Below are 26978 nucleotides of genomic sequence, written 5' to 3' on the forward strand. Positions count from 1 at the left end.
TCGGCGACATCTGCGATCTCTTCGAACCCGACGAATGCTGGAACTACTTCAAGGCCGCAGGATATGCCCACGATTAAACGCACGAAGCTCTAGCGCGGAAATCGCCTCCTGAGACTTTCCGCGAAATCCTGGGGATTTAGGGGCGAATTTCCGTCTGGGGTGAATTGGCACACCTGTATCGGCCGGATAGTACGGCGAGAATCCGAATATTATCCAGTGATATCAGGTGGTTGGCTATGCTGGCTGGGGTGGTAGGATTCGAACCTACGGTACACGGTACCAAAAACCGCTGCCTTACCACTTGGCTACACCCCAGCAGCGAAGCGTGTCTTACGGATTCGGGCGGGGCTTCGCAAGTCCCGAATGCGCAAAAACCGCCCGGGCCGGCGGGGTCTGCCGGCCGCCGGCGGCGATGCGCGCCGGCGACCCGGGGTCAGCTCGAAACCTGTTCCCGCAGGATCGCCGCCGTCAGCGAGATCATCAGGTAGACGCCGCCGAAGATCAGGAAGGCGAGGACCGTGTTCTCGAACGATCGGGGATAGGTGGCCTCGTCCGGCGCGATGGGCGCAACCGCCATCGACAGGTAGCGGGTCTGGCGGTTCGCCTCGATCCGCGCGGTCTCCAGTTGCTGCAGCGCCTGGGTCACCATCAGCTCGCGGGTCTGCAACTCGCGCTCGGCCAGCCGCAATTCGCCGGTGATCCGCGCCAGCGACTGGCCGTCCTCGGTCGTCTCGGTCAGCTGCGAGCGCAGCTCGGAGATCATCGCCTCCAGCCGCCGCACGTCGCCGCGGGCGCCCTCGACCCGCGCCTCGTTCGGGCGTTCGTTGTCCAGCAGTTGCTGCAACTGCAGCCGCTTCTCGGACAGCTGCGTCTCCAGGTTGGTGATCCGCGTCATCAGCGCGTTGGACTCGGTCATCGGGTCCAGCACGCCCAGCTTCTCCTGCAGCGAGAGCACCCGCTGCTGGGCGTCCAGCATCGCGTTCTCGGCCTTCTCGTAGCTTTGCCGCGCGCCCTCCATCTGGTCCTCGCGCAGGCGCAGCGACAGGGCGTCGACCTGCTCCTCGGCGTACTGGATCAGGCGTTCCGAGAACAGCTGGCTCAGCTCCGGATCGGCGGCGACGACATCCATCTTGATGATGCCCTCGGTCGGATCGTAGCTGATCTTCACGTTCTTCTTGTAGATCTTGTACGCCTCTTCCTTCGTCGCGTCGACGTCGAGGCGTTGCAGCGGGTCGATGTCGGGATCCGAGAAATGCTCGCGGAAGCCCAGATCCTCGTCGAGCCGCAGCATCGCGTCGATCGACTGCAGATAGCCCTGCACCGCGATCGAATCCTGGCTGGTGGCGAAGGACGTGCCCGAGAACATGCCGGCCAGGCCGGAGGCGCCGGCGGCGGCCGGGTTCTGCGCCTGCTGGATGACGAATTCGGAATGCGTGGCGTACATCGGCGTGGCGATGCGGAAATAGTACCAGCCCGCGAGGAAGGTCGGCAGCAGCACGAAGAAGGCCAGCCGCGCGGCCAGCTGCATCAGCTTGCGGCGGCGGCGGCGCGCGATCTCGCGCTGCATCCGCACGATCTCGCGGGCGCGGTTGTCCTCGTCCAGCACCTCGGTGGAGGGCAGCTGCGGCTTGTCCACCGTCTTCGGCAGCTGGATGTCGGAGCCGGCCTTCCGCTCCTGCCCCGGCACCACGAGTTCCAGCATGTTCGACCGCTGGAACGGGTCGATCCCCTGCTTGCGCAGCAGCCGCACCGCGTCGAAGTCGCTGGTCGGTGCCAGCCCGTGCTTCTGCGCGACCCGGCGGGCCATGCGCAGCTGCCGGCCGGTCAGCCCCTCTTTGCGGATGGCGGCGATCTCGTTCTCCGCCGAGGCGTCCGACGGCGCGCTGACCTCGGTGCGCTTGGGGGCGGTCGGATAGGGCGCGTCGCCGAAGCCGTCGTCGTGGTCGTCGGCAAAGGGCATCTCTTCCGCCGTCGCGGCGGCGCCGGCCCGCGGCCCGGAGCGCGCCGCGGCCGCCATGGCCCCGGCCGCCGAGGCGGGCCGCGGCGCCGCGTTGGCGGCGGCGGGGCTGCGGCGGATGCGGAATTTCTTAGCCTTGGGTTTGGTAGTCATAAAGCGCTTTCGCCTCTTCCAAGGTATCGAACATATGAAGCCGCCCGTCGCGCAGAACGGCGGCGGTGCGGCAGAATTTCTCCAGCGTCTGGGCCTTGTGGCTGACCACCACGATGGTTCGGTCCTTCAGACGTTCGCGCAGGATCTGCCCGGCGCGCTTGTTGAAGGCGACGTCGGTCGTCGACGGCATGCCCTCGTCGATCAGGTAGATGTCGAAATCGAGCGCCAGCAGCAGCGAGAAGTTCAGCCGCGCGCGCATGCCCTGGCTGAAGGTGCCGACGGGCATGTCGAAATACTCTTCCAGGTTGCAGATCCAGCGGCAGAACGCCTCGATGTAATCGGGATCCAGCCCGTAGAGCCGGGCGATGTAGCGCACGTTCTCGCGCGCCGTATGGCGGTTGACGACGCCGCCCATGAAGCCCAGCGGGAACGAGATGCGGCAGTTGCGGCGGATCGCGCCCTCGTCGGGCTTTTCCAGCCCCGCCATCATGTTGACGATGGTGGTCTTGCCGGTGCCGTTCGGCGCGAGAATGCCCAGCGAATTGCCCAGCTCGACGCGAAACGACGCACGATCCAGGATGACCTTGCGCTGCGCCCCGGTCCAGAAGGACTTGCTGACATTTTCGAATTCGAGCATTCGCGTTCCGAAGGTCTGCCTGATCTGCCTGGTCTGTCGTGTCTTGCCCTATCGGGTCTTCGTTAAGGATGACCGTATAGCCCGGCTTTTAGGCTCAATTATGTCTGTGTGAACCCCTGTTTTTCAACGCCGAAGGAGGGTTTGCGGCAGTTTTGGGGCAAAAATTGGGGTAAATTCGCGCGATGCGGTCGACAATCCCCTGCAAATCCAGGGGATTATCCGCGAACCTGTCGCCTGATGCGCAACACTCTCCCCGCAATCAGCGCCATTGGTGCCGCGGCGAAACTGAACAACGCGCCCATCTTGGCCGCGTCCTGCACCGCGCCCGGGGCGAAGGCGACCGAGGTGACGAAGAGCGCGACGGTAAATCCGATCGCCGCGGCACAGCCGATCACGAACAGATCCGCCGCGCCCATGCCCGCGGGCAGGCCCAGGCGCAGCGGCCGGGCGGCGAGCCAGCCGAAGGCGAGAATCCCCAGCGGCTTGCCCAGCAGGAGCCCGGCAAGCACCGGCCAGGTCGGCGCGCCGACGGCCGTGACCTCGACCCCCGCATTCATCAGGCCGAACAGGAACAGGACCGCCTCGACGGGGTATCGCAGGGCCTGCTGCATCCGGTTCAAGAGGTCGGTCAGGTATTGCTCGGCCTCGGCGAACAGGCCGAAGGCGCGCTCCTCGTGCGGGATCGCCGGGATGATCGGCAGAAGCCCCAGCGCCGGATGCACCCCGCTCTGCTGGAACCCGTACCAGCTGACGGCGCCGGCGATGACATAGGGCCACGCCCCCAGCCGCCGCCGCGTCCAGGTGGAGCACGGGCGCAACGGGTGGCCCCTGTCCAGCCGCCGGGGCAGCCAGTTGGCCAGCCCGAACACGCCGAGCGCGGCGCCGAGGGACAGCAAGAGCCACGCCGGCGCCAGCGTGCCCGTGGGGTAGAACAGCGCCAGCACGATCAGCCCGCCCGCGTCGTCGGCGATGGCCAGAAGCAGCAGGAACCGCACCGCCGGGTGGCCCGCGCCGAAGACGAGCCGGCCGACCAGGTAGGAAAACGCGATATCGGTCGCGGTGGGGATCGCCCAGCCATGCGCGACCGCGTCGTACAGGTCGGAGCCCAGGATCGCGGCAAGCCCCAGATACACGGCCACCGGGCCCAGCATGCCGCCCGCGGTCGCCACCAGCGGCGTCGCCGCCTTGCGCCCGCGCAGCGCGCCGTTCTTCAGGATCACCGCCTCCCAGACCTCCTTGCCGGCGCTGGCGAAGAACAGCGCCATCAGCACATCGTTCACCAGGACATGCGGGGTCAGCACGCGGCGGACGTCGCCGATCGCCTCGATGCCGTGGGCGGCCCCGTGGGCCGTCATCCAGCGATACGCATCGGTGCCGACGAAATCGTTGAACCACAGCGGATAGTCGACCAAGGCGTGATAGGACTGCGGCGCGACATTCGCCCAGATCAGCGCGACGGCGGCTCCTGCGATCAGCAGGATCGAGTAGCGTTCGACGAAATTCCAGACCCGGTACATGCGCCCGCCCGTTGCCTCGGTTCTTGCCCTGACGGGCAGGTAACCAAAGCGCGCGGCGGGGGCAATGGGCGCGTCAGGGGCCGGTCAGGCCACGACGCCCCAGACCAGCCCGGCGATGACGGCGCCGGCGACGGCGATGCCGATATAGGCAGCGAAGACACGCGGCTTGACCAGCGCCCAGACCGCCACCGCCGCGGGAATGCAGCTGACGCCGCCGGCCAGCACGAAGGACATCGCCGCGCCCTGCGCCATCCCCTGATCCAGCAGCGCGTCAACCATCGGCACCGCGGCATAGCCGTTCAGATAGGCCGGCATCCCGACGAAGGCGCCCAGCAGCACCGGCATCACGCCCGCGCCGCCCAGGACATGTGCCACGAGATCGGCGGGAATGTAGCGCAGCATCAGCGCCTCGATCATATAGGCCAGCAGCAGCCACTTGCCGAGGAACAGCGCGTTCTCGACCACCGTGTCGCGGAATGTCGCGCGGCGGTCGGCCTCGCCCCAGAAGCGCCAGACCGGCCGCGCCTCGAACGGTGCCGCCGGGCCGGCGCTGCCGCAGGTCGTGCCGCAGCAGCTTGTCTTCGGCGCGGTCTTCAGCGGGTCGGCGAAGACGGCGCTCTGCGCGAAGGCCTTCACGGTGAACCCGCCGGCCAGCCCCAGCCCCACGGCGGCCAGGCCCTTGCCGATGGCGAACTCCCAGCCCAGGGTTCCGCTGGTGATCAGGAACATCGCCGGGTCCATCAGCGGCGAGGCCAGCCAGAACGCCATGACCGCCGACAGCGGCGCCCCCATCGCCAGCAGCGCCGCAATGAACGGGATGACCTCGCAGGAGCAGAACGGGGACAGCCCGCCCAGCAGCGCCGCCAGCAGGATCATCCGCACCTCGCGCCCCTCGAACGCCCGCGCGAGGAGCGCCTCGGCCCCGGTCGCCTTCATGTAGGCCACCGCCAGCACGGCGAAGACGATGAACACCCCGGTATGCGCGATGGCGCCGCCCGCAAAGCGGATCGTCGGCCAGACCTGCCCGGGGTCCAGCACTGCCAGCACCAGCGGGATCGCCAGGATCAGCAGCACCGCCTTGTCGGCCCGCCTCCAGAGGGCGGGGATATCCGGCAGCTTCTGGCTGAGATCAGTCATGGCCCGTCTCCAGATGGCAGGCGCCGGACACGTCGGCGCAGCACTCGGACAGCAGGAAATCCGTCAGTGCCTGCAATTCCTCGGTCGCGGCCGCGGCGCAGATGATCTGCCGCCCCTTGCGTTCCTGCCGGACCAGCCCGGCCTGCGCGAGGATCCTGAGGTGATGCGTGAGGGTCGAGCCGGTGATCCCGGACCGATCCCCCAACTCGCCCATCGACAGGCCCTCCGGCCCGGCCCGGACCAGCGTGTTCAGAACACCCAGCCGCTGCTCGGAGCCGAGCGCAGCGAAGGTGGAGGCCGCCTGCACGACGGACAAGGACGAGTCGCGATCTGCTTTCATGCTTCGAAGTTTCTAGAAGCATCGAAACGAAGTCAACCCGCGTCCGGCCGGCCCGCCGTTGCAGCCGGCCCGAACGTTTCCGCAAGGGCCGACGAACCCATAGGCGCTTACCTAGGCCGCCGCCTCCGCCGCCCCGGCGACGCGGCGATAGGCGTCCAGCGCCTCGATCCGGCCGACCCAGCGCAGAATGTTGTCATAGCCCGCGATCGGGTAGTGACAGGCCTCGCGCAACCCCACGACCATGGCGACGCTGATATCGGCCACACTCATCGCCTCGCCCACAAGCCAGTCGCGGCCGGCGAGGTGGTCGTCCAGCACCCTGGCGAAGGGATGGAACACGGCCGCCGCCGCCTCCAGGTCGGCGGTCTCGTTGCCGAACAGGTACTTGTCCGCGAAACGCGCGCAGGCCGGCGTCCAGTGGCACCCTTCCCAGAACTGCCAGCGCAGGACATCGAACTGCGCGTCGCCGCCGGGCCAGAGCGGGCTGTCGGCCAACGCGGCCAGCCGGTTGGCGATGGCGTTGGATTCCCACAGGGTCGTGCCGTCGTCCAGTTCCAGCACCGGCACCCGCCCGTTCGGGTTCAGCGCCAGGAAGGCCGGCGCCTTCTGAACGCCCGCAGTGATGTCCACCACCTCCTCCGGCACGGCCAGCCCGGTGATCGCGTTCACCAGCATGACCTTTTTCGAGTTCGGCGACGGCGGAAAGACATGCAGTTTCATTTTGCCGCTCCCTTAATTAACCACAAGGCAAAATACATCGCAACCTTCCCTTGGGTCAATACCGCAAACGATGAGGGGCCGCAGCGCACCGCCGCGGCCCCTCGCGTCAGGTCGGGTCCGGTCGAGAGCCGGGGCCGCCTTACTTCACGATCTCGATCCGCCCGTCGGTATAGGGCTGATAGGGCGCGTTCTCTGCCAGGTACTCGGCGGTCACGTCCGCCAGGTCGGGCCCGAAGTCATAGGCGTTCTCGGCATCGACGAACATCGAATAGCCGTCGCCGCCGTTGCGCACGAAGTTGTTCGACACGACGCCGTAGGTCGCCTCGGGGTCGATCGGCGCGCCGTCGACCATCACGTTCGAGATGCGGTTGCCCGGCTCTTTCGTCAGGTCGGCGGTGAAGGACATGCCGGCCACCTGCGGGAACCGCCCGCCGCCATCCTCGACCTGGCTCACGCCGTTCTCCAGCGCCTCGATGATCGTGGCGCCCGTCACCTCGAAGGTCGACAGCGTGTTCTGGAACGGCAGCACCGTCAGAACCTCGCCCATGGTGATCGGTCCCGCGTCGATCGAGGCGCGCAGGCCCCCGCCGTTGGCGAGTGCGATGTCGATGCCCTGGTCCTGCACCCGGTCGAGCATCGCGTCGGCGACGAGGTTGCCCATCGGGCATTCCATCGCGCGGCAGACGCTGCGGTCGCCCTCGATGGCCTCGCTCGCCTCGGCCACGACCTCGTTGCGGATCTCGTCCAGCGGTTCGGCCAGTTCCCCGATCCGGTCCTTCGTTACCGCGTCCTCGGTGACGGAGGCGTCGAGCAGCACCGGCTCGCCCACGGCTTCCACGATGTTGCCCTCGTCGTCGAAGGTCACGTTCAGCTCGCCCAGGAACTTGCCGTAGGCATAGGCCTGCACGATGGCGGTGTTGCCGACCATCACCGGGTACGGCCCCTTGGCGCCCTCGATCTCGTTCGACAGCAGGCTGTTGTCGTGCCCGCCGACGATCACGTCGACATCCGGCACCGCCGCGGCGACGGCCTTGTCGACGTTCAGGCCCGAATGCGACAGGACGATGATCTTGTTGATCCCCTCGGCCTGCAGCCGCTCCACCTCGGCGGCCACGGCATCGGCGGGCTGGGTGAAGATGACGTTGGGCCCCGGGCTCGACAGCTCGTCGGTGTCCACCGGCGTCAGCCCGATCAGGCCCAGCCGCTCGCCGTCCTTCTCGATGATCACCGACTTCTCGATGGCGTCGGTCAGCAGCGGCTCGCCCGAGATGTCCGCGTTCGACATCAGGATCGGGAACTCCACCGCCTCGGTGAAGCCCTTCAGGACCTCGGGGCCGTCGTCGAATTCGTGGTTGCCCACGGTCATCGCGTCGTAGCCCATCTTGTTCATCATCTCGGCCGCGGCCTTGCCCTTGTAATAGGTGTAGAACAAGGTGCCCTGGAACTGGTCGCCGCCGTCGACGAGCAGCCAGTTGTCGTTGCGCGCCTTCGCGGCCTCGACGGCGGTGACGAGCCGGGCCGAGCCGCCGAAGCATTCGCCGGCCTCGTTGTCCTCCGCCGCGCAGGTCGAGTCGTATTTCGAAATCGGCTCGAAGCGGGCGTGGAAGTCGTTGGTGTGAAGAATGGTGATCTTGTACTCGGCGGCCGCCATTCCGGCGGACAGGCCCAGCACCGCGGTCGCGGTCAGGAAACGAGCGAGCATGAATGGTCTCCCAGTTGGTTGATGACCTCACAGTGACCCCGCATCGCGGCGGTGTCAAAGCGCGATCGCGCCCGGTCTAACGTGCCGAGGTGACAGATTTCCGACGGCGCCGCCGGATTGAACCACCCGCCGCGCGGCCCATATCTCCGGGATGGTCGCATTCCGCATGATCGGCGCCATCCTGCGCGCTGTCACGATGGCCGCGCTGGTCGGCGGCGCGCTGGCCTTTGCCGCGGTGCCCAGCCCCTACCGCGCCTTCACGCCCGAGAGCTACGGCCTGACCGAGATCTCGCCCACGCTCTATATCGACGCCCCCGAAGCCGCGGACCGCGTGGCGGCGCTGATCGCGCGCGCCGAGGCCAACACGCGCGCCTTCTTCGGCCCGCTGGAGACCGACCCGGTCTGGGTCGTCTGCACCGCCGCCGCCTGCGCGGATCGGCTCGGGATGCGCGCCAACGGGCTGACCTACGGCTTTCACCTGATCGTCGTCGGCCCAGGCGGCGTGAACGAGACGATCCTGACGCACGAGCGGGTTCATGCCGAGCTTCACCGCCACCTCGACGTCTCGGACATTCTCTCGCCGCGGTTTCCCGCCTGGTTCGACGAGGGTCTCGCGGCCTATCTCTCCGGCGACCCCCGCCTGCGCCAGCCCGCCGACCCGCGCGACGCCGACTGGATCCGCGCGGCGGACGACTGGTTGGGCTGGAACGACCTGCGCGACAGCGCCGACTGGCGCGACCGCTACGGCGCCGCCGCCCGCCTCGTGGCCGAAATCGAGGAACGCGCCGGCCGCGACGGCCTGCGCGCCCTGGTCGCCCGCGTCGGCGAAGACGGCGCCGACTTCGAGACCGAGTGGCACCGTCTCACCGGACGATAGCCCCGGCCCAGGCTATTTCGGTCAAACCCGTTGACTTATCTCGCGCCAGGCGCCATGTCCTGCCCCAGACGTTCTCTGCCGCGTGAGCAGTTTGCGGCTCTCCGGCTGACGGATGACGCGGAACGTCGCCTTTCCCATGGTTCCCAGATCACGCGGGGGTCCGGCGCGGTGACGGCCGACGGGCAATCCGGCCCCCGGTCCGCACATCGCGCAACCCGACCGCGCCCGCTGTCCCCAAGGGACGGCGGCGTGTCATCATTCAGGCCGCGGTCCCGGACCGCCGCCATACAGGAGACGTCCACGGATGACCTTCGAAACGCTCGGGCTTCAGGCCCGGCTCGTCCGCAAACTCGCCGATCAGGGCATCACCCAGCCGACCGCGATCCAGACCCAGGCGATTCCGCCGGCGCTGGCCGGGCGGGACGTGATGGGCATTGCCCAGACCGGCACCGGCAAGACGGCCGCCTACGGCCTGCCGATCGCCCACCGCCTGCTGACCGCCGGCGACACGCCCGCCCCCAAGACGGTGCGCAGCCTGATCCTGGCGCCGACCCGCGAGTTGGCCAAGCAGATCGCCGACACCCTCGGCGCCTATGTCGAGGGCACCCATCTCAAGGTCGCACTCGTCGTCGGCGGCGCCTCGATCAATGCCCAGGTGAACCGGCTGCATCGGGGGGCCGACCTGCTGGTGGCCACGCCCGGCCGGCTGCTCGACCTGATCGACCGCAAGGCGGTGCGGCTCGACGCGACCCGCTACCTCGTGCTGGACGAGGCCGACCAGATGCTCGATCTGGGCTTCATCCACGCCCTGCGCCGGATCGCGCCGCTGTTGTCGAAGGACCGGCAGACGATGCTGTTCTCGGCGACGATGCCGAAGCTGATGGACGACCTGTCGCGGACCTACCTGACCGACCCGGTCCGCGTCGAGGCGAGCCCGCCGGGCCAGCCCGCCGACAAGGTCGCGCAGGCGCTGTATTTCGTCGAGCAGACCGACAAGGCGCAGCTGCTGATCGACCATCTCGACGCGCATCGCGAGGATCTGGCGCTGGTCTTCACCCGCACCAAGCACGGCGCCGACCGGCTGATGAAGGCGCTGGACCGCGCGGGCTTTGCCGCGGGCGCGATCCACGGCAACAAGTCCCAGGGACAGCGCGAGCGGGCGATCAAGGCGTTCCGAAGCGGCGAGATGCGGGTGCTGGTGGCCACCGACGTCGCGGCCCGCGGGCTGGACATTCCCGGCGTGCGCCACGTCTACAACTACGACCTGCCCAACGTGCCCGACACCTATGTGCACCGGATCGGCCGGACGGCCCGCGCGGGGCGCGACGGCCGGGCGGTCGCCTATTGCGCGCCGGCCGAAATCTCCGACCTGAAGGCGATCCACAAGACCATCGGGCGCGAGATACCGGTGCTCGGCGGCACGCCCTGGAGCGACGGCCGCGCCGCCGGCGGCAGGCGGTCCGGCCCCGCGAAGGCCGGCGCCGCGAAGCCCCGGGCGGCGAACGGCAAACGGCGCCGGCCGCGCAACCGGCGCGCCGCGTAAGGCAGGCCGCGCGGGCCGGGCACCCAGCCCGGCCCGGTGCCCCCGCGCCCGGTTGCGGCTCCTCGCCGTCAGGCCCGTTCGCCCCAACCGGGGCGCGCAGGCCGTCCGCCCACCTTGACCTCCCGGCCCGGTCGCGGCATCCCCTCCTCCATGTTCGTCTACAAGATCTTCCGCACCGAGGAATGGCAGGCGCTGCAGGCCGACGGCGCGACCCTGGGCGCCCCGATCGACCGCAGCGACGGCTTCATCCATTTCTCCACCGCCGACCAGGCCCCGGAGACGGCGGCGAAGCACTTCCTCGGCGAGGGCGACCTCTGGATCGCCGCCGTAGACGCCGACGCGCTCGGCGACGCCCTGAAATGGGAGCCCTCCCGCGGCGGCGCCCTGTTCCCCCATCTCTACCGGCCGCTGATGCTGGAAGACGTGGTCTGGGCCTGGCCGCTGCCCTTCGAGGACGGCATCCACAAGTTCCCGGCCGACATGACATGAGCGCGCTGGAACGGATCGGCCTGCCCGTCCTGCGCCGCCTCGATCCCGAGACGGCCCACGGTCTGGCCCTCGCCGCCGTCCGCGCCGGCCTCGCCCCCCGCCCCGGCCCCGTCACCTCGCCGCGCCTTGCGACCACCCTCGCCGGCCTGTCGTTGCCCAACCCGGTGGGCCTCGCCGCCGGTTTCGACAAGAACGCCACCGCACTGGCCGGCATCTCCCAAGCCGGCTTCGGCTTTCTCGAGCTCGGCGCCGCCACGCCGCGCCCCCAGCCCGGCAACCCGCGCCCGCGCCTCTTCCGCCTGGCCGAGGACCGCGCCGCCATCAACCGCTTCGGCTTCAACAACGACGGCGCCGAAGCCATCGCCGCCCGCCTCGCGGCCACGCCGACGGCGATCCCCCGCGGGCTGAACCTCGGTGCCAACAAGGACAGCCCGGATCGCGCCGCCGATTTCGCGAAGGTTCTGGAGGTTGCGGGCCCCCATATCGACTTCGCCACCGTTAACGTCTCCTCGCCCAACACCGAGAAGCTGCGCGACCTGCAGGGCGCGTCGGCCCTGTCGGCCCTCCTTGCCGACGTCCTCGAGACCCGCGACCGCCTTGATCGCCCTATCCCGGTCTTCCTGAAGATCGCCCCCGACCTCACGGACGCCGAGATCGCCGCCATCGCCCGCGTCGCGCTCGACACCAGGGTCGATGCCGTCATCGCCACCAACACCACCCTCTCCCGCGACGGCCTGAAAAGCCCGGCACGGGATCAGCAGGGCGGCCTCTCCGGCGCCCCGCTGTTCGACAGATCCACCCGCGTGCTCGCTCGCCTGTCGGCCGAGACCGACGGCCAGCTTCCCCTGATCGGCGTCGGCGGCATCGCGACCCCCGAACAGGCCTACGCCAAGATCACCGCCGGCGCCGCGGCCGTGCAGTTCTATACCGCGATGGTCTTTCACGGCCTCTCGCTGGCCGCCGAGATCGCCCGCGGTCTCGACACGCTCCTCGCCCGCGACGGCCACGATACCGTCGCCTCCGCCATCGGCACCAACCGGAAGGACTGGCTATGACCAAGGTCACCATCTGGCACAACCCGCGCTGCACGAAGTCGCGCCAGACCCTTGCGCTCCTGCAGGAAAAGGGCTGCGACATCACCGAGCGCCGCTACCTCGACAACGCACCCAGCGAGGCGGAGATCCGCGACGCGCTCGGCCTGCTGGACCTTCGCCCCATCGCGCTGATGCGCACCAAGGAGACGGAATTCAAAGAGCAGGGGCTGACCAAGGACAGCGACGACGCCACCCTGATCGCCGCGATGGCCGCCACCCCGAAGCTCATCGAACGCCCGGTGGTCTTCGCCAACGGTCGCGCCGCGCTCGGCCGCCCGCCTGAAGCCGTGCTGGAGATCCTGTAGATGGACGCCCGCGACCTCCGCGGCGTGGTCCCCTACCTGCCCTCGCCGCTGACGCCCGAGGGCGAGGTCGACCGCCCCGCCCTCGCCCGCCTCTGCCACCACCTGATCGAGCAGGGCGTCCACGGCCTGACACCGCTCGGCTCCACCGGCGAGTTCGCCTACCTGACCTTCCACCAGAAGAAGGCCGTCGTGGAAACCGTGGTCGAGGCCGCCGCCGGCCGCATCCCCGTCATCGCCGGCGTCGCCGCGACCACCACGGCCGGCGCAGTCCACCAGGCCCGCCGCTGGGCCGACCTCGGCGCCGACGGCATCCTCGCCATCCTCGAAGCCTATTTCCCCGTCCCCGACCAGGGGGTGATCGACTACTTCACCGCCATCGCCGACGCCACCGACCTGCCCGTCACGCTCTACACCAACCCGAATTTCCAGCGCGCCGACCTGACGCTTCCGGCGATCGCGACGCTGGCCGACCACCCCAACATCGCCTTCCTCAAGGACGCTTCGACCAATACCGGCCGCCTGCTGACGGTGCTCAACACGGTCGGCGACCGCATCGGCGTCTTCGCCGCCTCCTCGCATATCACCGCCGCGGTCATGCTGATCGGCGGGCGCGGCTGGCTCGCCGGGCCGTCCTGCCTGATCCCGCGCCAGTCGGTCGAACTCTACGACCTCTGCCGCACCGGCGACTGGGACGCGGCGATGGCGCTGCAGCGCGATCTCTGGCACATCAACCAGGCCTTCGCGAAATACAACCTCGCCGCGGCGATCAAGGCGGGACTCCAGCTGCAGGGCTTCGACTGCGGCGACCCGGCGCCGCCGCAGGCCGGCCTGACCGAACCGCAGCGCGACGACCTGAAACAGGCGCTGGAGGCCGTCGGCGCGCTGTGAGTCTTCATGCCTCCGGCGGGCGTATTTTCAACGAGAAGAACCAGGGGCGCGCGCTTGCAGCTTCTTCTCGTTCCAAATACGCATGACCGCCGGCGCAGCCCGCGCGCGGTCCGGCAGGCGCGTCGCCTCTCCGCTGGCAGAAAAGATCTTTCGCGGTCGCGCTCAACTTGGCAGCGGCCCGCGCACCCCGGCTTCCATGCGCGGGTATTTGACCCAGAGGGTCAGGCCGCGGGCGACGTTCAGGATCATCAGCGACAGCCACAGCCCGTGGTTGCCCAGCCAGGGAAGCAGCACCACGAGCGCGGCGATGTAGACCCCGGTGGACTGCAGCGCGGCGATGCGCATCTCGCGGGTCCAGGTGGCGCCGATATAGATCCCGTCGAGCATCCAGGCGGCGATGCCCAGCAGCGGCCCGGCCACGAGCCACGGCAGGTAGATCCGCGCCTCGGCCCGGACCGCCTCCGATGTGGTCATCAGGTCGATGATCGTGCCGCCGAAGACCCAGAAGACGACGCCCAGCGCCACCGCACCCGCGACGCCCAGCTGCGAGCTGACGATGCCGGCCCGGCGCAGCGCGCCGCGGTCGCGCGCGCCCACCGCCGCGCCGACCAGCGCTTCGGCCGAGAAGGCGAAGCCGTCCAGCGCGAAGGCGGTGATCTCCAGGAACTGCAGCAGCACCTGGTTCGCCGCCAGCGTCACGTCGCCCAGATCCGAGGCCAGGAACAGGAAGGTGGTGAAGGACGCCGTCAGCAGCACCGAGCGGATCATGATGTCGGCGTTTACCGCCAGCATCCGCTTCAGTCGCGCCGGATCGAACACCCGCACCCAGTCGCGCCACTGCTCGCCCCGGAACGCCGCGCGGCACAGCCACAGCCCCATCGCCAGCCCCGACCACTCGGCGATCAGCGTGGCCACCGCCACGCCCTGCACGCCCCAGCCCAGCCCCAGCACGAACCAGACGTCGAGCGCGATGTTGATCCCGTTCATCCAGAACTGCAGGACCAGCACGCCGCGCGTCCGCTCCATCCCGATCAGCCAGCCGGTCACCGCATAGATGCCGATGGCCGCCGGCGCGCCCCAGATCCGGATCGCCATGTAGTCGCGCGCCAGCCCTTCGACCTCGTCCGAGGCGGGCGCCAGCGCGAAGGCGCCCCAGAACAGCGCCGCCTGCAGGACCACCAGCGCCAGCCCCCCGGTCGCGCCGAACAGCAGCGCCCGGGTCAGCAGGGCCCCGGTCTCGGCCGTGTCGCCCGCGCCCTTGGCCTGCGCCACCAGCCCGGTCGTGCCCATGCGAAGGAAACTGAATATCCAGTAGACCGAGGTCAGGATCACCGCGCCGATCCCGACCGCGCCGATCGGGGCGGCCAGGCCCATCTGCCCGACCACGCCGGTATCCACCGCCCCCAGGATCGGCACCGTCGCGTTCGACAGCACGATGGGCAGGGCGATCTTCAAAACCCGGCCGTGCGTCAGCGGTCCGACTTCCGGCGTGGCGCTCATTCCGGCCGTTTCGAGGGCATCAGGAAATGCCCCATCGCCTGGGCGAAGGGGCGGGTGCGGTTGTCCTGCCACGCCTCGACCTGGACCGAGGCATAGCGCCGGCCCGACCGCGTCACCCGCGCCCGGGCATAGGCGTCGCGCGGCAAGCCGGTGCGCAGGTAGTCGACGGTGAAGTCGATGGTCTTGGGCAGGCGCGGCAGGTTCTCGGCCCGGATCGTATCCGGGTCGATGCGGCCCGATTCGATATCCTGCCAGAGCCAGGACCACGACAGCTCGATGATCGCGGCCACCTCCAGGAAGGCCGCCGTGGCCCCGCCATGCAGGGCCGGCAGCATCGGGTTGCCGATCAGCTTGTCGTCATAGGCCATCAGCGCGGTCAGCTCGTCGCCGTGCCGCTCGAAACTAATCCCGAGGAACCCGACATAGGGCACGCCGCCCACCAGCGCGCGCAGGGCGGCGTCGCGGCGCTGCTTGACGACCTGGACGGGTTCGGGAGGGGGACGCTCGCTCATTCGGGCCGCTCCACGGTGAAGGCGCCGGTGGCCGCCGCGACCGGGTCGTCCGCGTCGCCGTCCGAGGCCGAGGCACGCACGAAGGCGACCGAGCGCGTGACGTGATAGCAGGTCGCCCGCGCGGTGATCGTCCGCCCCGGCACCGCCGGGCGCATGTAGTCGATCCGCAAGTCCAGCGTCGCGGTCATCTCGCCGGTTTCGGGATGACACATCACCGAAGCCCCGCCGCAGGTATCCATCAGCGCCGAGACGGCGCCGCCGTGGATCACCCCCGTGGCCGGATCGCCGACGAGATGGTCGGCATAGGGCATCTCGATCACCGCCTCGCCATCGCCGATCGACACCAGCCGCATCCCCAGGGCCCGCGAATGCGGCAGCGCCTCGATGAATTCGGACGCGATCCGAAGCTGTTCCTGGTCGATTTCGGTCATTCCATCCCGCCTGCCTGGCCCCCGTATCAATCAAGCCTTGCAATCGGCGCCGCAAGTGCTAACTTCCGCAATTGAGAATTATTCGCAATCGCAGAACTTCGAGAAGGTCTCCCATGTCCGGCACTGCCGAAGCGTCCATCCCGTCATCTGTCGCCCTGCGTCACGGGCCGTTTCGTCCGAAACGGCTCCTGGTGGCGCTCTTGTTCGTGGCGCTGGCGCTGGCGCCCGGCGAATTCGGCGCGCTGACGCGCACGCTGATGATGGACGCCTATGTGCAGGTCAGCGTCTTCGTCGCGGCCACGCTCATGCTGTTCTACGGGGCCGAGCGCGTGTTCAACTTCGACATCGGCCAGGCGCTGAAGAACGCGCGCGGGTTCCAGGTGCCGCTGGCGGCGCTGATGGGCGCCACGCCGGGCTGCGGCGGTGCGGTGGTCGTCGTGGCGGCCTATACCTCGGGCAATGTCGGCTTCGGCGCGGTGGTCGCCACGCTGACGGCCACGATGGGCGACGCCGCATTCCTGCTGCTGGCCACGCGGCCCGACGCGGCGGCGGTCGTGCTGCCGCTGTCCTTCGCCGTGGGCATCGTGTCGGGCTGGGTCGTCGACCGGATCAACACCACCGAGTTCCGCAGCGCCAGCTCCGCGCATTGCCAGCTTGCCCCGCTGATCGGCCGCACCCGTCCGCAGGACATCGCCTATCTGCTGCTGGCCGCCCCGGGCCTGGTGGTCGGCGCGGCGCAGCTCGGGCAGGTGGAGATCGCCACCATCTTCGGGGTTCCGGTCCTGTGGCTGGCGCTCGCGGGCACCGCGCTGGGCCTGTTCATCTGGGCCACGTCGCCGCTGAAGGCGATGACCAATTCCGAGGATACGCCGGTCACGCGCATGGCCGAGGAGACCAGCTTCATCTCGGTCTGGGTGATCACCGCCTATCTCGCCTACGACTATCTGGCCGCCTATGCCGGTCTCGATCTCGAAGCGATGTTCCAGGCCGTCGCCCCCGTGCTGCCGCTGATCGCCATCCTCGTGGGGTTCATCCCCGGCTGCGGGCCGCAGGTGCTGGTCACGACGCTCTACATCAACGGGCTGATTCCCTTCGCCGCGCTGATCGGCAACGCGATCTCCAACGACGGCGACGCGCTGTTCCCGGCCATCGCGCTGAACCCCAAGGCCGCGGTCATCGCGACGGCCTATTCCGCGGTGCCGGCGCTGATCGTGGCCTACGGCTTCTACCTTCTGGTGCCCGGATTCATGAACTGACGGCAGCCTGCCGCCGGCGGCACGCGGCAAAGCGACAGAGGCAATTGATCCCCCTTGCGGCAGTGCTTACCGTAAGGTCAGAAGGGGATCACCGATGTCCGACACCCGCCTGAGCTTCAAGGCAATGTGCGCGAAGTTCGATGTGACTCCGCGCACCTTGCGCTATTACGAGTACATCGAACTGCTCGCCCCCGAAAAGGAAGGCCGCACGCGCTATTACGGCCCGCGCGAGGTGGCGCGGATGACCCTGATCATGCGCGGCCGCCGCTGGGGCTTCTCGCTGGAGGAGATCCGCCAGTGGCTGGAAATCTACGAAAACGAAGGCACCCGCGCGCAGATGGAAGTCCTGGTCGAGCATGCCGACCGGCAGCTGAAGGTGCTGACGGCCCAGCGCGACGAGCTGGACGCCGCTATCGCGGAACTGCAACAGATGCGCGACGATGCGGCGGCGGATCTGGGTTGACCGCAGACACCGCCCCGAAATGACGCAACGTTACAATGACGCTAAGGTCAAGCTGGCTTGAAGCGCTTTGGAAACCCGTCCATCTGGTCGGTCTGTTTGACACAAGGTTAGAGGGAGACATGGCAGAAGACGTCATGACCATCCGCGAGATGTGCGACACGTTCGAAGTCACGCCGCGCACGCTTCGCTTCTATGAATCCAAGGAGTTGCTGTCCCCGATTCGTCAGGGCAACAAGCGGCTCTTCACCCGTCGCGACCGCGCGCGGCTGAAGCTGATCCTGCGCGGCAAGCGCTTTGGCTTCTCTTTGGAAGAAATCCGCCAGATTCTCGATCTTTACGATACCGAGCAGGGTGAGAAGGCCCAGCTGCAGCGCGCCTACGCGGCCGCCAAGGAGCGTCTGGCCGACATGGAACGCCAGCGCGACGAGCTGGAAGAGACGATCGGCGAGTTGAAGGATCAGCTCGAATGGGGCGAGAAGGTGCTCGCGTCGTTCGACGACAAGACCGCCGCCGCCTGACGAACCCGACGGCCCCTCGGGAGGAACGCGCATGCCCAGCTACACGCCGCCGCTGAAGGACCAGCAATTCCTTCTGCACGACGTGCTGAAGGTGTCCGAGGCAGACATCGACGGCTATTCCGAACTCGACCGGCAATTCACCGGCGCGGTCCTGGAAGAGGCCGGCAAGCTCGCCGCCGAAGTCCTTCAGCCGCTGAACGCGGTGGGCGACCGGCAGGGCTGCACGCTGGAAAACGGCGTTGTCCGCACGCCCGAGGGGTTCAAGGCGGCCTACGACCAGCTGCGCGACGGCGGCTGGATGGGGCTGGACGCCGACCCGGACTATGGCGGGCAGGGCATGCCCTACCTGCTGTCCTCGGCGGTGGGCGAGATGTTCGTCTCGGCCAACATGGCGTTCAACATGTACCAGGGCCTGACCCACGGCGCCTATTCGGCGATTCACGAACACGGCTCGGATCAGCAGAAGGCGACCTATCTGCCCAACATGGTCGAGGGGAAATGGTCCGGCACCATGAACCTGACCGAGCCGCATTGCGGCACCGATCTCGGCCTGATCCGCACCAAGGCCGAGCCGCAGGACGACGGCACCTACCGCATCACCGGCCAGAAGATCTGGATCTCGGCCGGCGAGCACGACCTGTCGGAGAACATCATCCACCTGGTGCTGGCCAAGGCCCCCGGCGGCGGCGAAGGCACCAAGGGCATCTCGCTGTTCATCGTGCCGAAATTCCTTGTGGGCGACGACGGCAGCCTCGGCGACCGCAACGCCGTCACCTGCGGCGGGCTCGAGGACAAGATGGGCATCCACGGCAACGCCACCTGCGTGATGAACTACGACGGCGCGACCGGGTATCTCGTGGGCGAGCTGCACAAGGGCATGCGGGCGATGTTCACCATGATGAACGAGGCCCGCATCGGCGTCGGCATCCAGGGGCTGTCGCAGGGCGCGGTGGCCTACCAGAACGCACTCGCCTTCGCGCAGGACCGGCTGCAGGGCCGCGACGTGACCGGCCCCAAGAACCCCGACGGCCCCGCCGACCCGATCATCGTGCACCCCGACGTGCGCCGGAACCTCATGGACCAGAAGGCCTTCGTCGAGGGCGGCCGCGCCTTCATCTACTGGGGCGCGATGATGATCGACCGCGCCCGCCGCAACGGCGACGAAGAGGCCGAGGCGATGATCTCGCTGCTGACCCCCGTCATCAAGGGCTTCCTGACCGACAAGGGGTTCCAGACGACGGTGCTGGCACAGCAGACGCTGGGCGGCTCGGGCTTCACCCGCGAATGGGGGATCGAGCAATTCGTCCGCGACGCCCGCATCACCATGATCTACGAGGGCACCAACGGCATCCAGTCGTTGGACCTCGTGGGCCGCAAGCTGGCGGCGAACCACGGCAAGACGGCGATGGCCTTCTTCGACATGGTCAAGGGCTACATCAAGGAGAACGAGGACCGCGTCGACCTCAAGGCCGACTTCCTCGACCCGCTGAAGGAGGCATCCAAGGCGCTGCAGGCCGCGGCGATGTACTTCATGCAGAACGGCGTGAAACAGCCCAACAACGCGCTCGCCGGCGCCTACGACTTCATGCACCTCTTCGGCCATGTCTGCCTGGGCCTGATGTGGACCCGCATGGCCCGTGCCGCGCAGGATGCTCTGGACGCCGGCACCGGTGACGCAACGTTTCACGAGGCAAAGCTCGCCACCGGCCGCTACTACATGGCAAGACAGCTCCCAGCCGCGGCCATGCACCTGGCGCGCATCCAGTCCGGCGCCGAAACCGTGATGGCGCTCGACGCGGAGGCGTTCTAGGCTCCGGCAAGAGCGGCGGCACGACGACGGAGGAGAGATGCCGAAACGCTTTCGCCTGACCCGCCGCTTCACCGTCGGCATGACGGAAGACGCCTACCGCCGCCTGCGCCGCTTCGCGTCCGAGGCCGGGCTGGAGGAAGGCGAGGCGCTGTCCTTCCTGTTCGAGAATTTCGACAGCGTGACACGGTCCGACAACCTGACCGCCCGGCTCCGCCTGTTCACCGCGGAGCTGGACGAGCGCAAGAAATGACCGGGGGGACATCGGCCATGGCCGGATGGATGACCGACGAGCACCGGATGCTCGCCGAGATGACGCGCAAGTTCATCGCGGAGGAATGGAAGCCGCGCTTCGGCAAGTGGCGCGACCAGGGCGAGATGGACCGTTCGACCTGGACCGAGGCGGGCGCGCTGGGCCTGCTCTGCCCCTCGATCCCGGAGGAGTACGGCGGCGCCGGCGGCGATTTCGGCCACGAGGCGGTGATCCTGATGGAAGGCACCCGCGCCAACCTTGCCTCCTGGGGCCACGGCATCCACTCGGGTATCGTGGCGCATTACCTGCTGGCCTACGGGACCGAGGACCAGAAGAGCCACTGGCTGCCCAAGATGGTCTCGGGCGAGCTGGTCGGCGCGCTGGCGATGACGGAACCGGCCGCCGGATCGGACGTGCAGGCGATCAAGACCAAGGCCGTGCGCGAGGGCAACGCCTACAGGCTCTCGGGCCAGAAGGTGTTCATCACCAACGGCCAGCACGCCAACCTGGTCGTCGTGGCCGCCAAGACCGACCCGTCGCAGGGCGCCAAGGGCATCTCGCTGGTTGTGGTGGAAACCGACGGCGCCGAGGGCTTCTCGCGCGGCCGCAACCTCGACAAGATCGGCTGCCACGCGGCGGACACGTCGGAGCTTTTCTTCGACAACGTGGAGGTGCCGCCCGAGAACATCCTGGGCCAGGAGGAAGGCCGCGGCTTCTACCAGATGATGGAGCAGCTGCCGCAGGAGCGCCTGATCATCGGCTGCACCGCGATGGGCGCGATCGACGGCGCGCTGGAGCGCACCATGGCCTACTGCCGCGACCGCCAGGCCTTCGGCGGCCCGATCATGCAATTCCAGAACACGCGCTTCAAGCTGGCCGAATGCACCACCAAGGCGGCCGTCTCCCGCGCCTTCCTCGACGACTGCATCGCCGAGCACCTCGAGGGCCGGCTGACGGTGGAAAAGGCCGCGATGGCCAAGCTTTGGCTTTCCGAGGCCCAGGGCGCGATCCTCGACGAATGCGTCCAGCTTTTCGGCGGCTACGGCTACATGACCGAATACGAGATCGGCGAGATGTGGGCCGACGCCCGCATCCAGCGCATCTACGGCGGCACCAACGAGATCATGAAGGAACTGATCGCCCGTGGCTTCGCCGAGGCAAGATCATGAGCGATGCGCGGGTTGCCGGACCGGGATTTGCGTATTTGGAACGAGAAGAAACCTGCACTGGGACTCCGTACCACCGCCCCAAGCTGTTGAGGCGGCTGGAATACTCTTGCGGTCAACGGATCGCCAGCCTGTACGGCATCTCCCGAATTGACGTGTTAACGTTAATCACCCGTTACAGACATCACGTCTTCTTCTCGTTCCAAATACGCAACTCCGGCGCCCGACAGAGGCGCGACACAGGAAGGTTGAGCGCATGACCATCAAACTCCACTGCTTCGGCGAATCCGGCAACGCCTACAAGGCGGCGCTGGCGCTGGACCTCTCCGGACTCGACTGGGAGCCGGTCTTCGTCGACTTCTTCAACGGCGAAACCCGGACGACCGAGTACCGCACCGAGATCAACCCGATGGGCGAGGCGCCGGTCATGGTCGACGGCGACCTGAAGATCACCCAGTCCGGCGCGATCCAGCAATACGTCACCGACAGGACCGGAAAGCATGGCGGCGCAGGCGACGCCAAGTACGAGGTGCTGCGCTGGGTGCTGTGGGACAACCACAAGTTGTCCAGCATGGCCGGCATGACCCGCTTCCTGATGAACTTCCTGCCCGAGGAGAAGCGCCCGACCGAGGTGATCCCGTTCCTGCAGGGCCGCCTGAAGACCGCCTACCAGGTGCTCGACGGGCATCTGAAGGGCCGCGACTGGATCGTCGGCGACGGCCCGACCAACGCCGATTTCTCCTGCTGCGGCTACCTGTTCTATCCCGAGCCCTTCGGCTTCGACCGCGCCGACTGGCCGGAGATCGACCGCTGGCTGTCGAACGTCCAGGCGCTCGACGGCTGGAAGCACCCCTATGACCTGATGCCCGGCAACCCCTCGGACCGGGCCTGACACGAAAGACGCGACATGCAAGACGCCTATATCTACGACGCCGTCCGCTCGCCGCGCGGCAAGGGCCGCCAGGACGGCGCGCTGCACGAGGTGACGGCGGTGAAGCTGTCGGCCGACGTGCTGAACGCGGTGAAGACCCGCAACCACCTGGAGACCGGCATCGAGGACGTGATCTGGGGCAATGTCACCCAGGTCGGCGAGCAGGGCGGCTGCCTGGCGCGCACCGCCGTGCTGGCCTCCGACCTGGACCAGTCGATCCCCGGCCTGGCCGTCAACCGCTTCTGCGCCTCCGGGCTGGAGGCGGTGAACCTCGCCGCCAACCAGGTGAAGGGCGGCGCCGGCCAGGGCTACATCGCGGGCGGGGTCGAGATGATGGGCCGCGTGCCGATGGGCTCGGACGGCGCGGCGGTGGCCGTCGACCCCTCGGTCGCCATGGCGCATTACTTCGTGCCGCAGGGCATCTCGGCCGACATCATCGCCACCGAATACGGCTTCACCCGCGACCAGGCCGACGAGCTCGCCGTGCGTTCGCAACAGCGCGCCAAGGCCGCCTGGGACGACGGCCGGTTCGACCGGTCCGTCATCGAGATCAAGGACGTCAACGGCCTGCCCATCCTCGCCCGCGACGAGCACATGCGCCCCGAGACCGACATGCAGAGCCTTGGTGCGCTCAAGCCCTCGTTCAAGGAGATGGGCGAGACGATGCCCGGCTTCGACCAGCTGGCGCTGATGAAATACCCGCATCTCGAGCGGATCGAGCACATCCACCACGCCGGCAATTCCTCGGGTATCGTAGACGGCGCCGCGGCCGTGCTGATCGGCACGAAGGAATTCGGCGCGGCCAACGGCCTGAAACCCCGCGCCCGTATCCGCGCGACCGCCAAGATCGGCACCGACCCGACCATCATGCTGACCGGCCCGGTCCCGGTGACCCAGAAGATCCTCGCCGAGACCGGCCTGCAGATCGGCGACATCGACCTGTTCGAGGTGAACGAGGCGTTCTCGTCGGTTGTCCTGCGCTTCCTGCAGGCCTTCGAGGTCGATCCCGACATCCTGAACGTCAACGGCGGCGCCATCGCCATGGGCCACCCGCTGGGCGCCACCGGCGCGATCATCCTCGGCACCCTGCTGGACGAGCTGGAACGCGCCGACAAGGAGGTGGGCCTCGCCACGCTCTGCGTCGCCTCCGGCATGGGCGCGGCCACGATCATCGAGCGCGTCTGAGACACTGGAAGGAGCGACCGCATGCCCCTGATCGACCCCGACAGCCTGCCCGTCCGCACCGGCACGATCTATCCGCCGCCGCTCGACCGCGAAGTCGCCGGGCGCAGCTCCATCCGGCTGGGCCAGGCCGGCGGGCTGACCCAGTTCGGCGTCAACATCGTGATCCTGGCGCCGGGTGCGAAGTCCTCGATCCGCCACTGGCACGAGAACGAGGACGAGTTCGTCATGGCCCTGGAGGGTGAGCTGACGCTGGTGACCGATGCCGGCGAGACGCCCCTGCCCCCGGGCCAGTGCGCCGCCTTCCCCGCCGGCGACCCGGACGCGCACCACCTCATCAACCGCTCGGACGCCGAGGCGCGGTTCCTCGTCATCGGCAGCAAGGCCGCGCGCGAGGTCGCGCATTATCCCGATTACGGGCTGAAGGTCGCCATCGCGGACGGCAGCGTCGCCTTCACCCACGCGGACGGACGCCCCTATGACGGAGAGCCGCCCGAAACACCCCGGACAAAGGGCTGAGACATGGCCGATTTCCACTACACCACCGAGGACGGCGTCGCCGTCATCACCTGGGACCAGCCGGGCAAGTCGATGAACGTGCTGACCTTCGAGGCGCTGCGCGAGCTGGACGCCCATATCGACACCGCGCTGGCCGACGACGCCGTGAAGGGCATCGTCATCACCTCCGGCAAACAGGGCAGCTTCGCGGGCGGCATGGACCTCAACGTGCTGGCCCAGCTCAAGGGCAGCGCCGGCGACGACCCCGCCCGCGGCATCTTCGAGGGGCTGATGCAGATGCACGGCGTCCTCCGCAAGATTGAGCGCGCCGGCATGGACCCGAAGACGCTGAAGGGCGCGAAGCCCACGGCCTGCGCCCTGCCCGGGACGACCATGGGCATCGGCTTCGAGATCGCGCTGTCCTGTCACCGCATCTTCGCCGCCGAAGCGCCCAAGGCGAAGATCGGCCTGCCCGAAATCCTGGTGGGCCTGTTCCCCGGCGCCGGCGGCACCACGCGGCTGGTGCGCAAGCTGGGCGCGATGGGCGCCTCGCCCTACCTGCTCGAAGGCAAGACGCTGGAGCCGAAAAAGGCCAAGGGCGCCGGGCTGGTCGACGAGGTGACGGACACCGACGAGCTGATGCAGAAGGCGAAGGCGTGGGTGCTGAGCGCCAGCGACGCCGACTGCGTCAAGCCGTGGGATCAGAAGGGCTACAAGATGCCCGGCGGCGCGCCCTATCACCCGGCGGGCTTCATGACGTATGTCGGCGCCTCCGCCATGGTCAATGGCCGGACCAAGGGCGTCTACCCCGCCGCCAAGGCGCTGCTCTCGGCCGTCTACGAGGGCGCGCTGGTGCCCTTCGACACCGCGCTGAAGATCGAGGCGCGCTGGTTCACCCATGTGATGATGAACCCGGTGGCCGAGGCGATGATCCGCTCGCTCTTCATCAACAAGGGCGCGCTCGAAAAGGGCGCGAACCGGCCCGATCAGCCCGACCAGCGGGTGAAGAAGCTCGGCGTCCTGGGCGCCGGGATGATGGGCGCGGGGATCACGCTGGTCTCGGCCCAGGCGGGCATCGAGGTGGTGCTGATCGACCAGAGCCAGGAGGCCGCCGACAAAGGCAAGGCCCATACCGCCGGCTTCATGGACAAGGGCATCCAGCGCAAGAAGACCACGCCGGAGCAGAAAGAGGCCGCGCTGGACCGCATCACCGCCACCACCGACTATGCCGCGCTGGAGGGCTGCGACCTGGTCATCGAGGCCGTCTTCGAGGATCCCAAGATCAAGGCCGAGGTGACGAAGCAGGCCGAGGCCGCCATCGGCCCCGACTGCATTTTCGCGACCAACACCTCCACCCTGCCGATCACCGATCTCGCGAAGGCGTCCGAACGGCCCGAGCAGTTCATCGGCATCCACTTCTTCTCGCCGGTCGAGAAGATGAACCTGGTGGAGATCATCAAGGGCAAGGCCACCGGCGACCGGGCCGTGGCCAAGGCGCTCGACTTCGTGCGGCAAATCCGCAAGACGCCCATCGTCGTCAACGACGCCCGCTTCTTCTACGCCAACCGCTGCATCATCCCCTATATCAACGAAGGCATCCGCATGGTCGCCGAAGGGGTCGAACCGGCGCTGGTGGAGAACGCGGCCAAGCTCGTCGGCATGCCGCTGGGGCCGCTGCAGCTGGTGGACGAGACCTCCATCGACCTCGGCGCCAAGATCGCCCGCGCGACCAAGGCGGCGATCGGCAGCGACTATCCCGACGAGGCCGTCGACGCGGTGCTGTTCTGGATGGAGGGCGAGGGCCGGCTGGGCCGCAAGGCCAACGCCGGGTTCTACGACTACGACGACAAGGGCAAGCGCACCGGCCTGTCCGGCACGGTCAGGGCGCAGTACCCCGCCAAAGCGGATCAGCCCGAGGTGACGGAGGTACAGCACCGCCTGCTGATGGCCCAGGTGCTGGAGGCCGTGCGCGCGCTGGAAGACGGCGTGCTGATGGACATCCGCGAGGGCGACGTGGGCGCGATCCTCGGCTGGGGCTTCGCGCCGTGGTCCGGCGGGCCGTTCTCGTGGCTGGACATGATCGGTGCCGCCCGAGCCGTCGATATCTGCGAGGGGCTGGAGGCAGATCACGGCACCCGGTTCAGGGCACCGGACCTTCTACGCGACATCGCGGCCCGGGACGACAGCTTTTACGCCCGCTTCGGCCCTCAGGCGAAAGCGGCAGCGTAAGCCTCTGTGCCGTGGGCGGCGGTCCATCCGCCGCCGTCCACCGAATCTTCGTCTTCGAGGCACTCGATCAGGAAGGCCGCCTCGCCCGCATCCAGGCAGCGGTAGCCTTCGCGCATGTCGCCGGCCAGCAGCGCCTCGATCGACATCATCCGGTCGGCGGCGCAATGGGCCAGCGCGCCCTCGCCGGCAAACACCACCTCGTCCTGTTCGAAATGCAGCATCACCGCCTCGACGGCGCCGCGCGGCGGCACCCGCGCGATCCCGCGGAACCCGTCCAGATCGGCCCCGGTCACCAGCGCGAACGGATCGCCATAGAGAACCTCGGCCGTGTCGGATTCCAGCATCACCGCCTGATCCGGCAGGAGCGTCATCGGCGCCGCATTGCCCAGCGCACCGGCCGGAACGTGAAGCGGCCAGGCCGCGCGCGGGATCTGCCTCGCCTCCGACACCGCCTCCGACACCGCCTCCGACCAGGCGATCGCCTTGGTGATGCGGGTCACCTTCTGCATCCCGCGGTCGAAGGTCAGCACCAGATCGCCCCGTGCGATCGCCTCGACCGGGCGCCAGCCCATCGCCGTCGCCACCAGCGTGCCGGCCTGAAGCCCCGAGGCCAGCTCCGGCGTCACCGCCCGTCCGGCCGCGCCCCGTCCGCCGCCGGTCTCCTGCCGGTGTGCGCGGGTCTCGTCGCCGAACAACAGACTTCCCAGTCCAAACATCTACCGCTCTCCAGTCCATGCTCTGGCCTATGCGTTGGCCTTGTCATTTGGACCGCTCGATGTCTCCGAGTCCGCGCGACGGGCGTGCCGTAATTTCGGCCCGATTGAGTTAACTTTGTGGCGCTTTTTCGCCCGAACCATGAATGGGTCGGATTCG

27 protein-coding genes and 1 tRNA gene are annotated in these 26978 nt (G+C 68.3%); 16 read left to right on the forward strand and 12 right to left on the reverse strand.

Annotation, left to right across the window (positions count from 1 at the left end):
• Positions 1-240 precede the first annotated feature (240 nt).
• From P1J78_RS06300 to P1J78_RS06335, 8 genes are all read right to left on the reverse strand, one after another.
• A tRNA-Gln gene (locus tag P1J78_RS06300) sits at positions 241-315 on the reverse strand.
• Between the two features lie 118 nt (positions 316-433).
• Positions 434-2110 (reverse strand): KpsE/RkpR family capsule polysaccharide export protein, encoded by a 1677-nt coding sequence (locus P1J78_RS06305; protein WP_275566480.1) that lies wholly within the window; start codon positions 2108-2110, stop codon positions 434-436.
• Positions 2088-2747, reverse strand: coding sequence for an ABC transporter ATP-binding protein (locus tag P1J78_RS06310; RefSeq protein ID WP_275566481.1), 660 nt, complete (start codon positions 2745-2747; stop codon positions 2088-2090). Before P1J78_RS06310 ends, P1J78_RS06305 begins: the two co-directional genes overlap by 23 nt.
• Positions 2748-2962: 215 nt before the next feature.
• Complete coding sequence (locus tag P1J78_RS06315) at positions 2963-4264, reverse strand: Na+/H+ antiporter NhaA (RefSeq protein ID WP_275566482.1); 1302 nt, start codon at positions 4262-4264, stop codon at positions 2963-2965.
• Positions 4265-4348: 84 nt separating this feature from the next.
• Entirely contained in the window at positions 4349-5401 is a 1053-nt protein-coding gene (locus P1J78_RS06320) for a permease (RefSeq protein WP_275566483.1), read from the reverse strand.
• Positions 5394-5741, reverse strand: coding sequence for an ArsR/SmtB family transcription factor (locus tag P1J78_RS06325; protein WP_275566484.1), 348 nt, complete (start codon positions 5739-5741; stop codon positions 5394-5396). Before P1J78_RS06325 ends, P1J78_RS06320 begins: the two co-directional genes overlap by 8 nt.
• A gap of 111 nt (positions 5742-5852) precedes the next feature.
• Positions 5853-6461, reverse strand: coding sequence for a glutathione S-transferase family protein (locus P1J78_RS06330; RefSeq protein ID WP_275566485.1), 609 nt, complete (start codon positions 6459-6461; stop codon positions 5853-5855).
• A gap of 139 nt (positions 6462-6600) precedes the next feature.
• Positions 6601-8163: a bifunctional metallophosphatase/5'-nucleotidase gene (locus P1J78_RS06335; RefSeq protein WP_275566486.1), complete on the reverse strand. Its 1563-nt coding sequence runs from the start codon at positions 8161-8163 to the stop codon at positions 6601-6603.
• A gap of 151 nt (positions 8164-8314) precedes the next feature.
• Here P1J78_RS06335 and P1J78_RS06340 point away from each other — a divergent pair, with 151 nt between their 5' ends.
• The 6 genes from P1J78_RS06340 to P1J78_RS06365 all read left to right on the forward strand — a co-directional run bounded on the left by P1J78_RS06340 (position 8315) and on the right by P1J78_RS06365 (position 13359).
• Entirely contained in the window at positions 8315-9040 is a 726-nt protein-coding gene (locus P1J78_RS06340; protein WP_275566487.1) for a hypothetical protein, read from the forward strand.
• Positions 9041-9344: 304 nt separating this feature from the next.
• Positions 9345-10583: a DEAD/DEAH box helicase gene (locus P1J78_RS06345; RefSeq protein WP_275566488.1), complete on the forward strand. Its 1239-nt coding sequence runs from the start codon at positions 9345-9347 to the stop codon at positions 10581-10583.
• A gap of 150 nt (positions 10584-10733) precedes the next feature.
• On the forward strand, positions 10734-11072 hold the full coding sequence (locus tag P1J78_RS06350) for a DUF952 domain-containing protein (protein WP_275566489.1): 339 nt from the start codon (positions 10734-10736) through the stop codon (positions 11070-11072).
• Positions 11069-12127 carry a quinone-dependent dihydroorotate dehydrogenase gene (locus P1J78_RS06355; RefSeq protein WP_275566490.1) on the forward strand — a complete coding sequence of 353 codons (1059 nt, stop codon included), beginning with the start codon at positions 11069-11071 and terminating at the stop codon, positions 12125-12127. Before P1J78_RS06350 ends, P1J78_RS06355 begins: the two co-directional genes overlap by 4 nt.
• Complete coding sequence (arsC, locus tag P1J78_RS06360; RefSeq protein ID WP_275566491.1) at positions 12124-12471, forward strand: arsenate reductase (glutaredoxin); 348 nt, start codon at positions 12124-12126, stop codon at positions 12469-12471. Before P1J78_RS06355 ends, arsC begins: the two co-directional genes overlap by 4 nt.
• Entirely contained in the window at positions 12472-13359 is an 888-nt protein-coding gene (locus P1J78_RS06365; RefSeq protein ID WP_275566492.1) for a dihydrodipicolinate synthase family protein, read from the forward strand.
• 162 nt (positions 13360-13521) lie between these two features.
• On the opposite strand, the gene P1J78_RS06370 is transcribed toward P1J78_RS06365, so the two are convergent.
• The 3 genes from P1J78_RS06370 to P1J78_RS06380 are packed head-to-tail and all read right to left on the reverse strand — an operon-like array spanning position 13522 to position 15802.
• A complete protein-coding gene (locus P1J78_RS06370; RefSeq protein WP_275566493.1) occupies positions 13522-14859 on the reverse strand; it encodes an MATE family efflux transporter in 1338 nt (445 codons plus the stop codon).
• On the reverse strand, positions 14856-15371 hold the full coding sequence (locus P1J78_RS06375) for a PaaI family thioesterase (protein ID WP_275566494.1): 516 nt from the start codon (positions 15369-15371) through the stop codon (positions 14856-14858). The genes P1J78_RS06370 and P1J78_RS06375 overlap by 4 nt, the downstream gene beginning before the upstream one ends.
• Positions 15368-15802, reverse strand: a complete 435-nt coding sequence (locus tag P1J78_RS06380) for a PaaI family thioesterase (RefSeq protein WP_275566495.1) — start codon at positions 15800-15802, stop codon at positions 15368-15370. The genes P1J78_RS06375 and P1J78_RS06380 overlap by 4 nt, the downstream gene beginning before the upstream one ends.
• A gap of 113 nt (positions 15803-15915) precedes the next feature.
• On the opposite strand from P1J78_RS06380, the gene P1J78_RS06385 reads away from it, so the two are divergent.
• The 10 genes from P1J78_RS06385 to P1J78_RS06430 all read left to right on the forward strand — a co-directional run bounded on the left by P1J78_RS06385 (position 15916) and on the right by P1J78_RS06430 (position 26105).
• Positions 15916-17058, forward strand: coding sequence for a putative manganese transporter (locus tag P1J78_RS06385; protein ID WP_275566496.1), 1143 nt, complete (start codon positions 15916-15918; stop codon positions 17056-17058).
• A 94-nt stretch (positions 17059-17152) separates the two neighbouring features.
• Positions 17153-17521 (forward strand): MerR family transcriptional regulator, encoded by a 369-nt coding sequence (locus P1J78_RS06390; protein WP_275566497.1) that lies wholly within the window; start codon positions 17153-17155, stop codon positions 17519-17521.
• Between the two features lie 119 nt (positions 17522-17640).
• Complete coding sequence (locus P1J78_RS06395) at positions 17641-18039, forward strand: MerR family transcriptional regulator (RefSeq protein WP_275566498.1); 399 nt, start codon at positions 17641-17643, stop codon at positions 18037-18039.
• 31 nt (positions 18040-18070) lie between these two features.
• Positions 18071-19849, forward strand: coding sequence for an acyl-CoA dehydrogenase C-terminal domain-containing protein (locus tag P1J78_RS06400; RefSeq protein WP_275566499.1), 1779 nt, complete (start codon positions 18071-18073; stop codon positions 19847-19849).
• 37 nt (positions 19850-19886) lie between these two features.
• Positions 19887-20099, forward strand: a complete 213-nt coding sequence (locus tag P1J78_RS06405) for a hypothetical protein (RefSeq protein WP_275566500.1) — start codon at positions 19887-19889, stop codon at positions 20097-20099.
• A 17-nt stretch (positions 20100-20116) separates the two neighbouring features.
• Positions 20117-21268, forward strand: coding sequence for an acyl-CoA dehydrogenase family protein (locus P1J78_RS06410; protein WP_275566501.1), 1152 nt, complete (start codon positions 20117-20119; stop codon positions 21266-21268).
• A gap of 253 nt (positions 21269-21521) precedes the next feature.
• Positions 21522-22157, forward strand: a complete 636-nt coding sequence (locus P1J78_RS06415; RefSeq protein ID WP_275566502.1) for a glutathione S-transferase family protein — start codon at positions 21522-21524, stop codon at positions 22155-22157.
• A gap of 15 nt (positions 22158-22172) precedes the next feature.
• Complete coding sequence (locus P1J78_RS06420; protein WP_275566503.1) at positions 22173-23381, forward strand: acetyl-CoA C-acetyltransferase; 1209 nt, start codon at positions 22173-22175, stop codon at positions 23379-23381.
• Positions 23382-23402: 21 nt separating this feature from the next.
• Complete coding sequence (locus P1J78_RS06425) at positions 23403-23897, forward strand: cupin domain-containing protein (RefSeq protein WP_275566504.1); 495 nt, start codon at positions 23403-23405, stop codon at positions 23895-23897.
• Between the two features lie 3 nt (positions 23898-23900).
• Complete coding sequence (locus P1J78_RS06430) at positions 23901-26105, forward strand: 3-hydroxyacyl-CoA dehydrogenase NAD-binding domain-containing protein (protein WP_275566505.1); 2205 nt, start codon at positions 23901-23903, stop codon at positions 26103-26105.
• On the opposite strand, the gene P1J78_RS06435 is transcribed toward P1J78_RS06430, so the two are convergent.
• Complete coding sequence (locus tag P1J78_RS06435) at positions 26084-26821, reverse strand: Hint domain-containing protein (protein WP_275566506.1); 738 nt, start codon at positions 26819-26821, stop codon at positions 26084-26086. The two genes, P1J78_RS06430 and P1J78_RS06435, sit on opposite strands and share 22 nt — an antisense overlap.
• Positions 26822-26978 lie beyond the last annotated feature (157 nt).

This window comes from Psychromarinibacter sediminicola (genome assembly GCF_029168335.1).
GTDB classification, from domain to species: domain Bacteria; phylum Pseudomonadota; class Alphaproteobacteria; order Rhodobacterales; family Rhodobacteraceae; genus Psychromarinibacter; species Psychromarinibacter sediminicola.

Bases quoted from the DNA above. Each gene is read 5' to 3' on its own strand.
- P1J78_RS06400 (WP_275566499.1), top strand. From the start codon at position 18,071: ATGCCCAGCTACACGCCGCCGCTGAAGGACCAGCAATTCCTTCTGCAC.
- P1J78_RS06325 (WP_275566484.1), bottom strand. From the start codon at position 5,741: ATGAAAGCAGATCGCGACTCGTCCTTGTCCGTCGTGCAGGCGGCCTCC.
- P1J78_RS06410 (WP_275566501.1), top strand. From the start codon at position 20,117: ATGGCCGGATGGATGACCGACGAGCACCGGATGCTCGCCGAGATGACG.
- P1J78_RS06335 (WP_275566486.1), bottom strand. From the start codon at position 8,163: ATGCTCGCTCGTTTCCTGACCGCGACCGCGGTGCTGGGCCTGTCCGCC.
- P1J78_RS06385 (WP_275566496.1), top strand. From the start codon at position 15,916: ATGTCCGGCACTGCCGAAGCGTCCATCCCGTCATCTGTCGCCCTGCGT.
- P1J78_RS06365 (WP_275566492.1), top strand. From the start codon at position 12,472: ATGGACGCCCGCGACCTCCGCGGCGTGGTCCCCTACCTGCCCTCGCCG.
- P1J78_RS06405 (WP_275566500.1), top strand. From the start codon at position 19,887: ATGCCGAAACGCTTTCGCCTGACCCGCCGCTTCACCGTCGGCATGACG.
- P1J78_RS06435 (WP_275566506.1), bottom strand. From the start codon at position 26,821: ATGTTTGGACTGGGAAGTCTGTTGTTCGGCGACGAGACCCGCGCACAC.
- P1J78_RS06380 (WP_275566495.1), bottom strand. From the start codon at position 15,802: ATGACCGAAATCGACCAGGAACAGCTTCGGATCGCGTCCGAATTCATC.
- P1J78_RS06395 (WP_275566498.1), top strand. From the start codon at position 17,641: ATGGCAGAAGACGTCATGACCATCCGCGAGATGTGCGACACGTTCGAA.
- P1J78_RS06420 (WP_275566503.1), top strand. From the start codon at position 22,173: ATGCAAGACGCCTATATCTACGACGCCGTCCGCTCGCCGCGCGGCAAG.
- P1J78_RS06425 (WP_275566504.1), top strand. From the start codon at position 23,403: ATGCCCCTGATCGACCCCGACAGCCTGCCCGTCCGCACCGGCACGATC.
- P1J78_RS06310 (WP_275566481.1), bottom strand. From the start codon at position 2,747: ATGCTCGAATTCGAAAATGTCAGCAAGTCCTTCTGGACCGGGGCGCAG.
- P1J78_RS06355 (WP_275566490.1), top strand. From the start codon at position 11,069: ATGAGCGCGCTGGAACGGATCGGCCTGCCCGTCCTGCGCCGCCTCGAT.
- P1J78_RS06305 (WP_275566480.1), bottom strand. From the start codon at position 2,110: ATGACTACCAAACCCAAGGCTAAGAAATTCCGCATCCGCCGCAGCCCC.
- P1J78_RS06345 (WP_275566488.1), top strand. From the start codon at position 9,345: ATGACCTTCGAAACGCTCGGGCTTCAGGCCCGGCTCGTCCGCAAACTC.
- P1J78_RS06350 (WP_275566489.1), top strand. From the start codon at position 10,734: ATGTTCGTCTACAAGATCTTCCGCACCGAGGAATGGCAGGCGCTGCAG.
- P1J78_RS06430 (WP_275566505.1), top strand. From the start codon at position 23,901: ATGGCCGATTTCCACTACACCACCGAGGACGGCGTCGCCGTCATCACC.
- P1J78_RS06340 (WP_275566487.1), top strand. From the start codon at position 8,315: ATGGTCGCATTCCGCATGATCGGCGCCATCCTGCGCGCTGTCACGATG.
- P1J78_RS06320 (WP_275566483.1), bottom strand. From the start codon at position 5,401: ATGACTGATCTCAGCCAGAAGCTGCCGGATATCCCCGCCCTCTGGAGG.
- P1J78_RS06375 (WP_275566494.1), bottom strand. From the start codon at position 15,371: ATGAGCGAGCGTCCCCCTCCCGAACCCGTCCAGGTCGTCAAGCAGCGC.
- P1J78_RS06315 (WP_275566482.1), bottom strand. From the start codon at position 4,264: ATGTACCGGGTCTGGAATTTCGTCGAACGCTACTCGATCCTGCTGATC.
- P1J78_RS06390 (WP_275566497.1), top strand. From the start codon at position 17,153: ATGTCCGACACCCGCCTGAGCTTCAAGGCAATGTGCGCGAAGTTCGAT.
- P1J78_RS06415 (WP_275566502.1), top strand. From the start codon at position 21,522: ATGACCATCAAACTCCACTGCTTCGGCGAATCCGGCAACGCCTACAAG.
- arsC (WP_275566491.1), top strand. From the start codon at position 12,124: ATGACCAAGGTCACCATCTGGCACAACCCGCGCTGCACGAAGTCGCGC.
- P1J78_RS06370 (WP_275566493.1), bottom strand. From the start codon at position 14,859: ATGAGCGCCACGCCGGAAGTCGGACCGCTGACGCACGGCCGGGTTTTG.
- P1J78_RS06330 (WP_275566485.1), bottom strand. From the start codon at position 6,461: ATGAAACTGCATGTCTTTCCGCCGTCGCCGAACTCGAAAAAGGTCATG.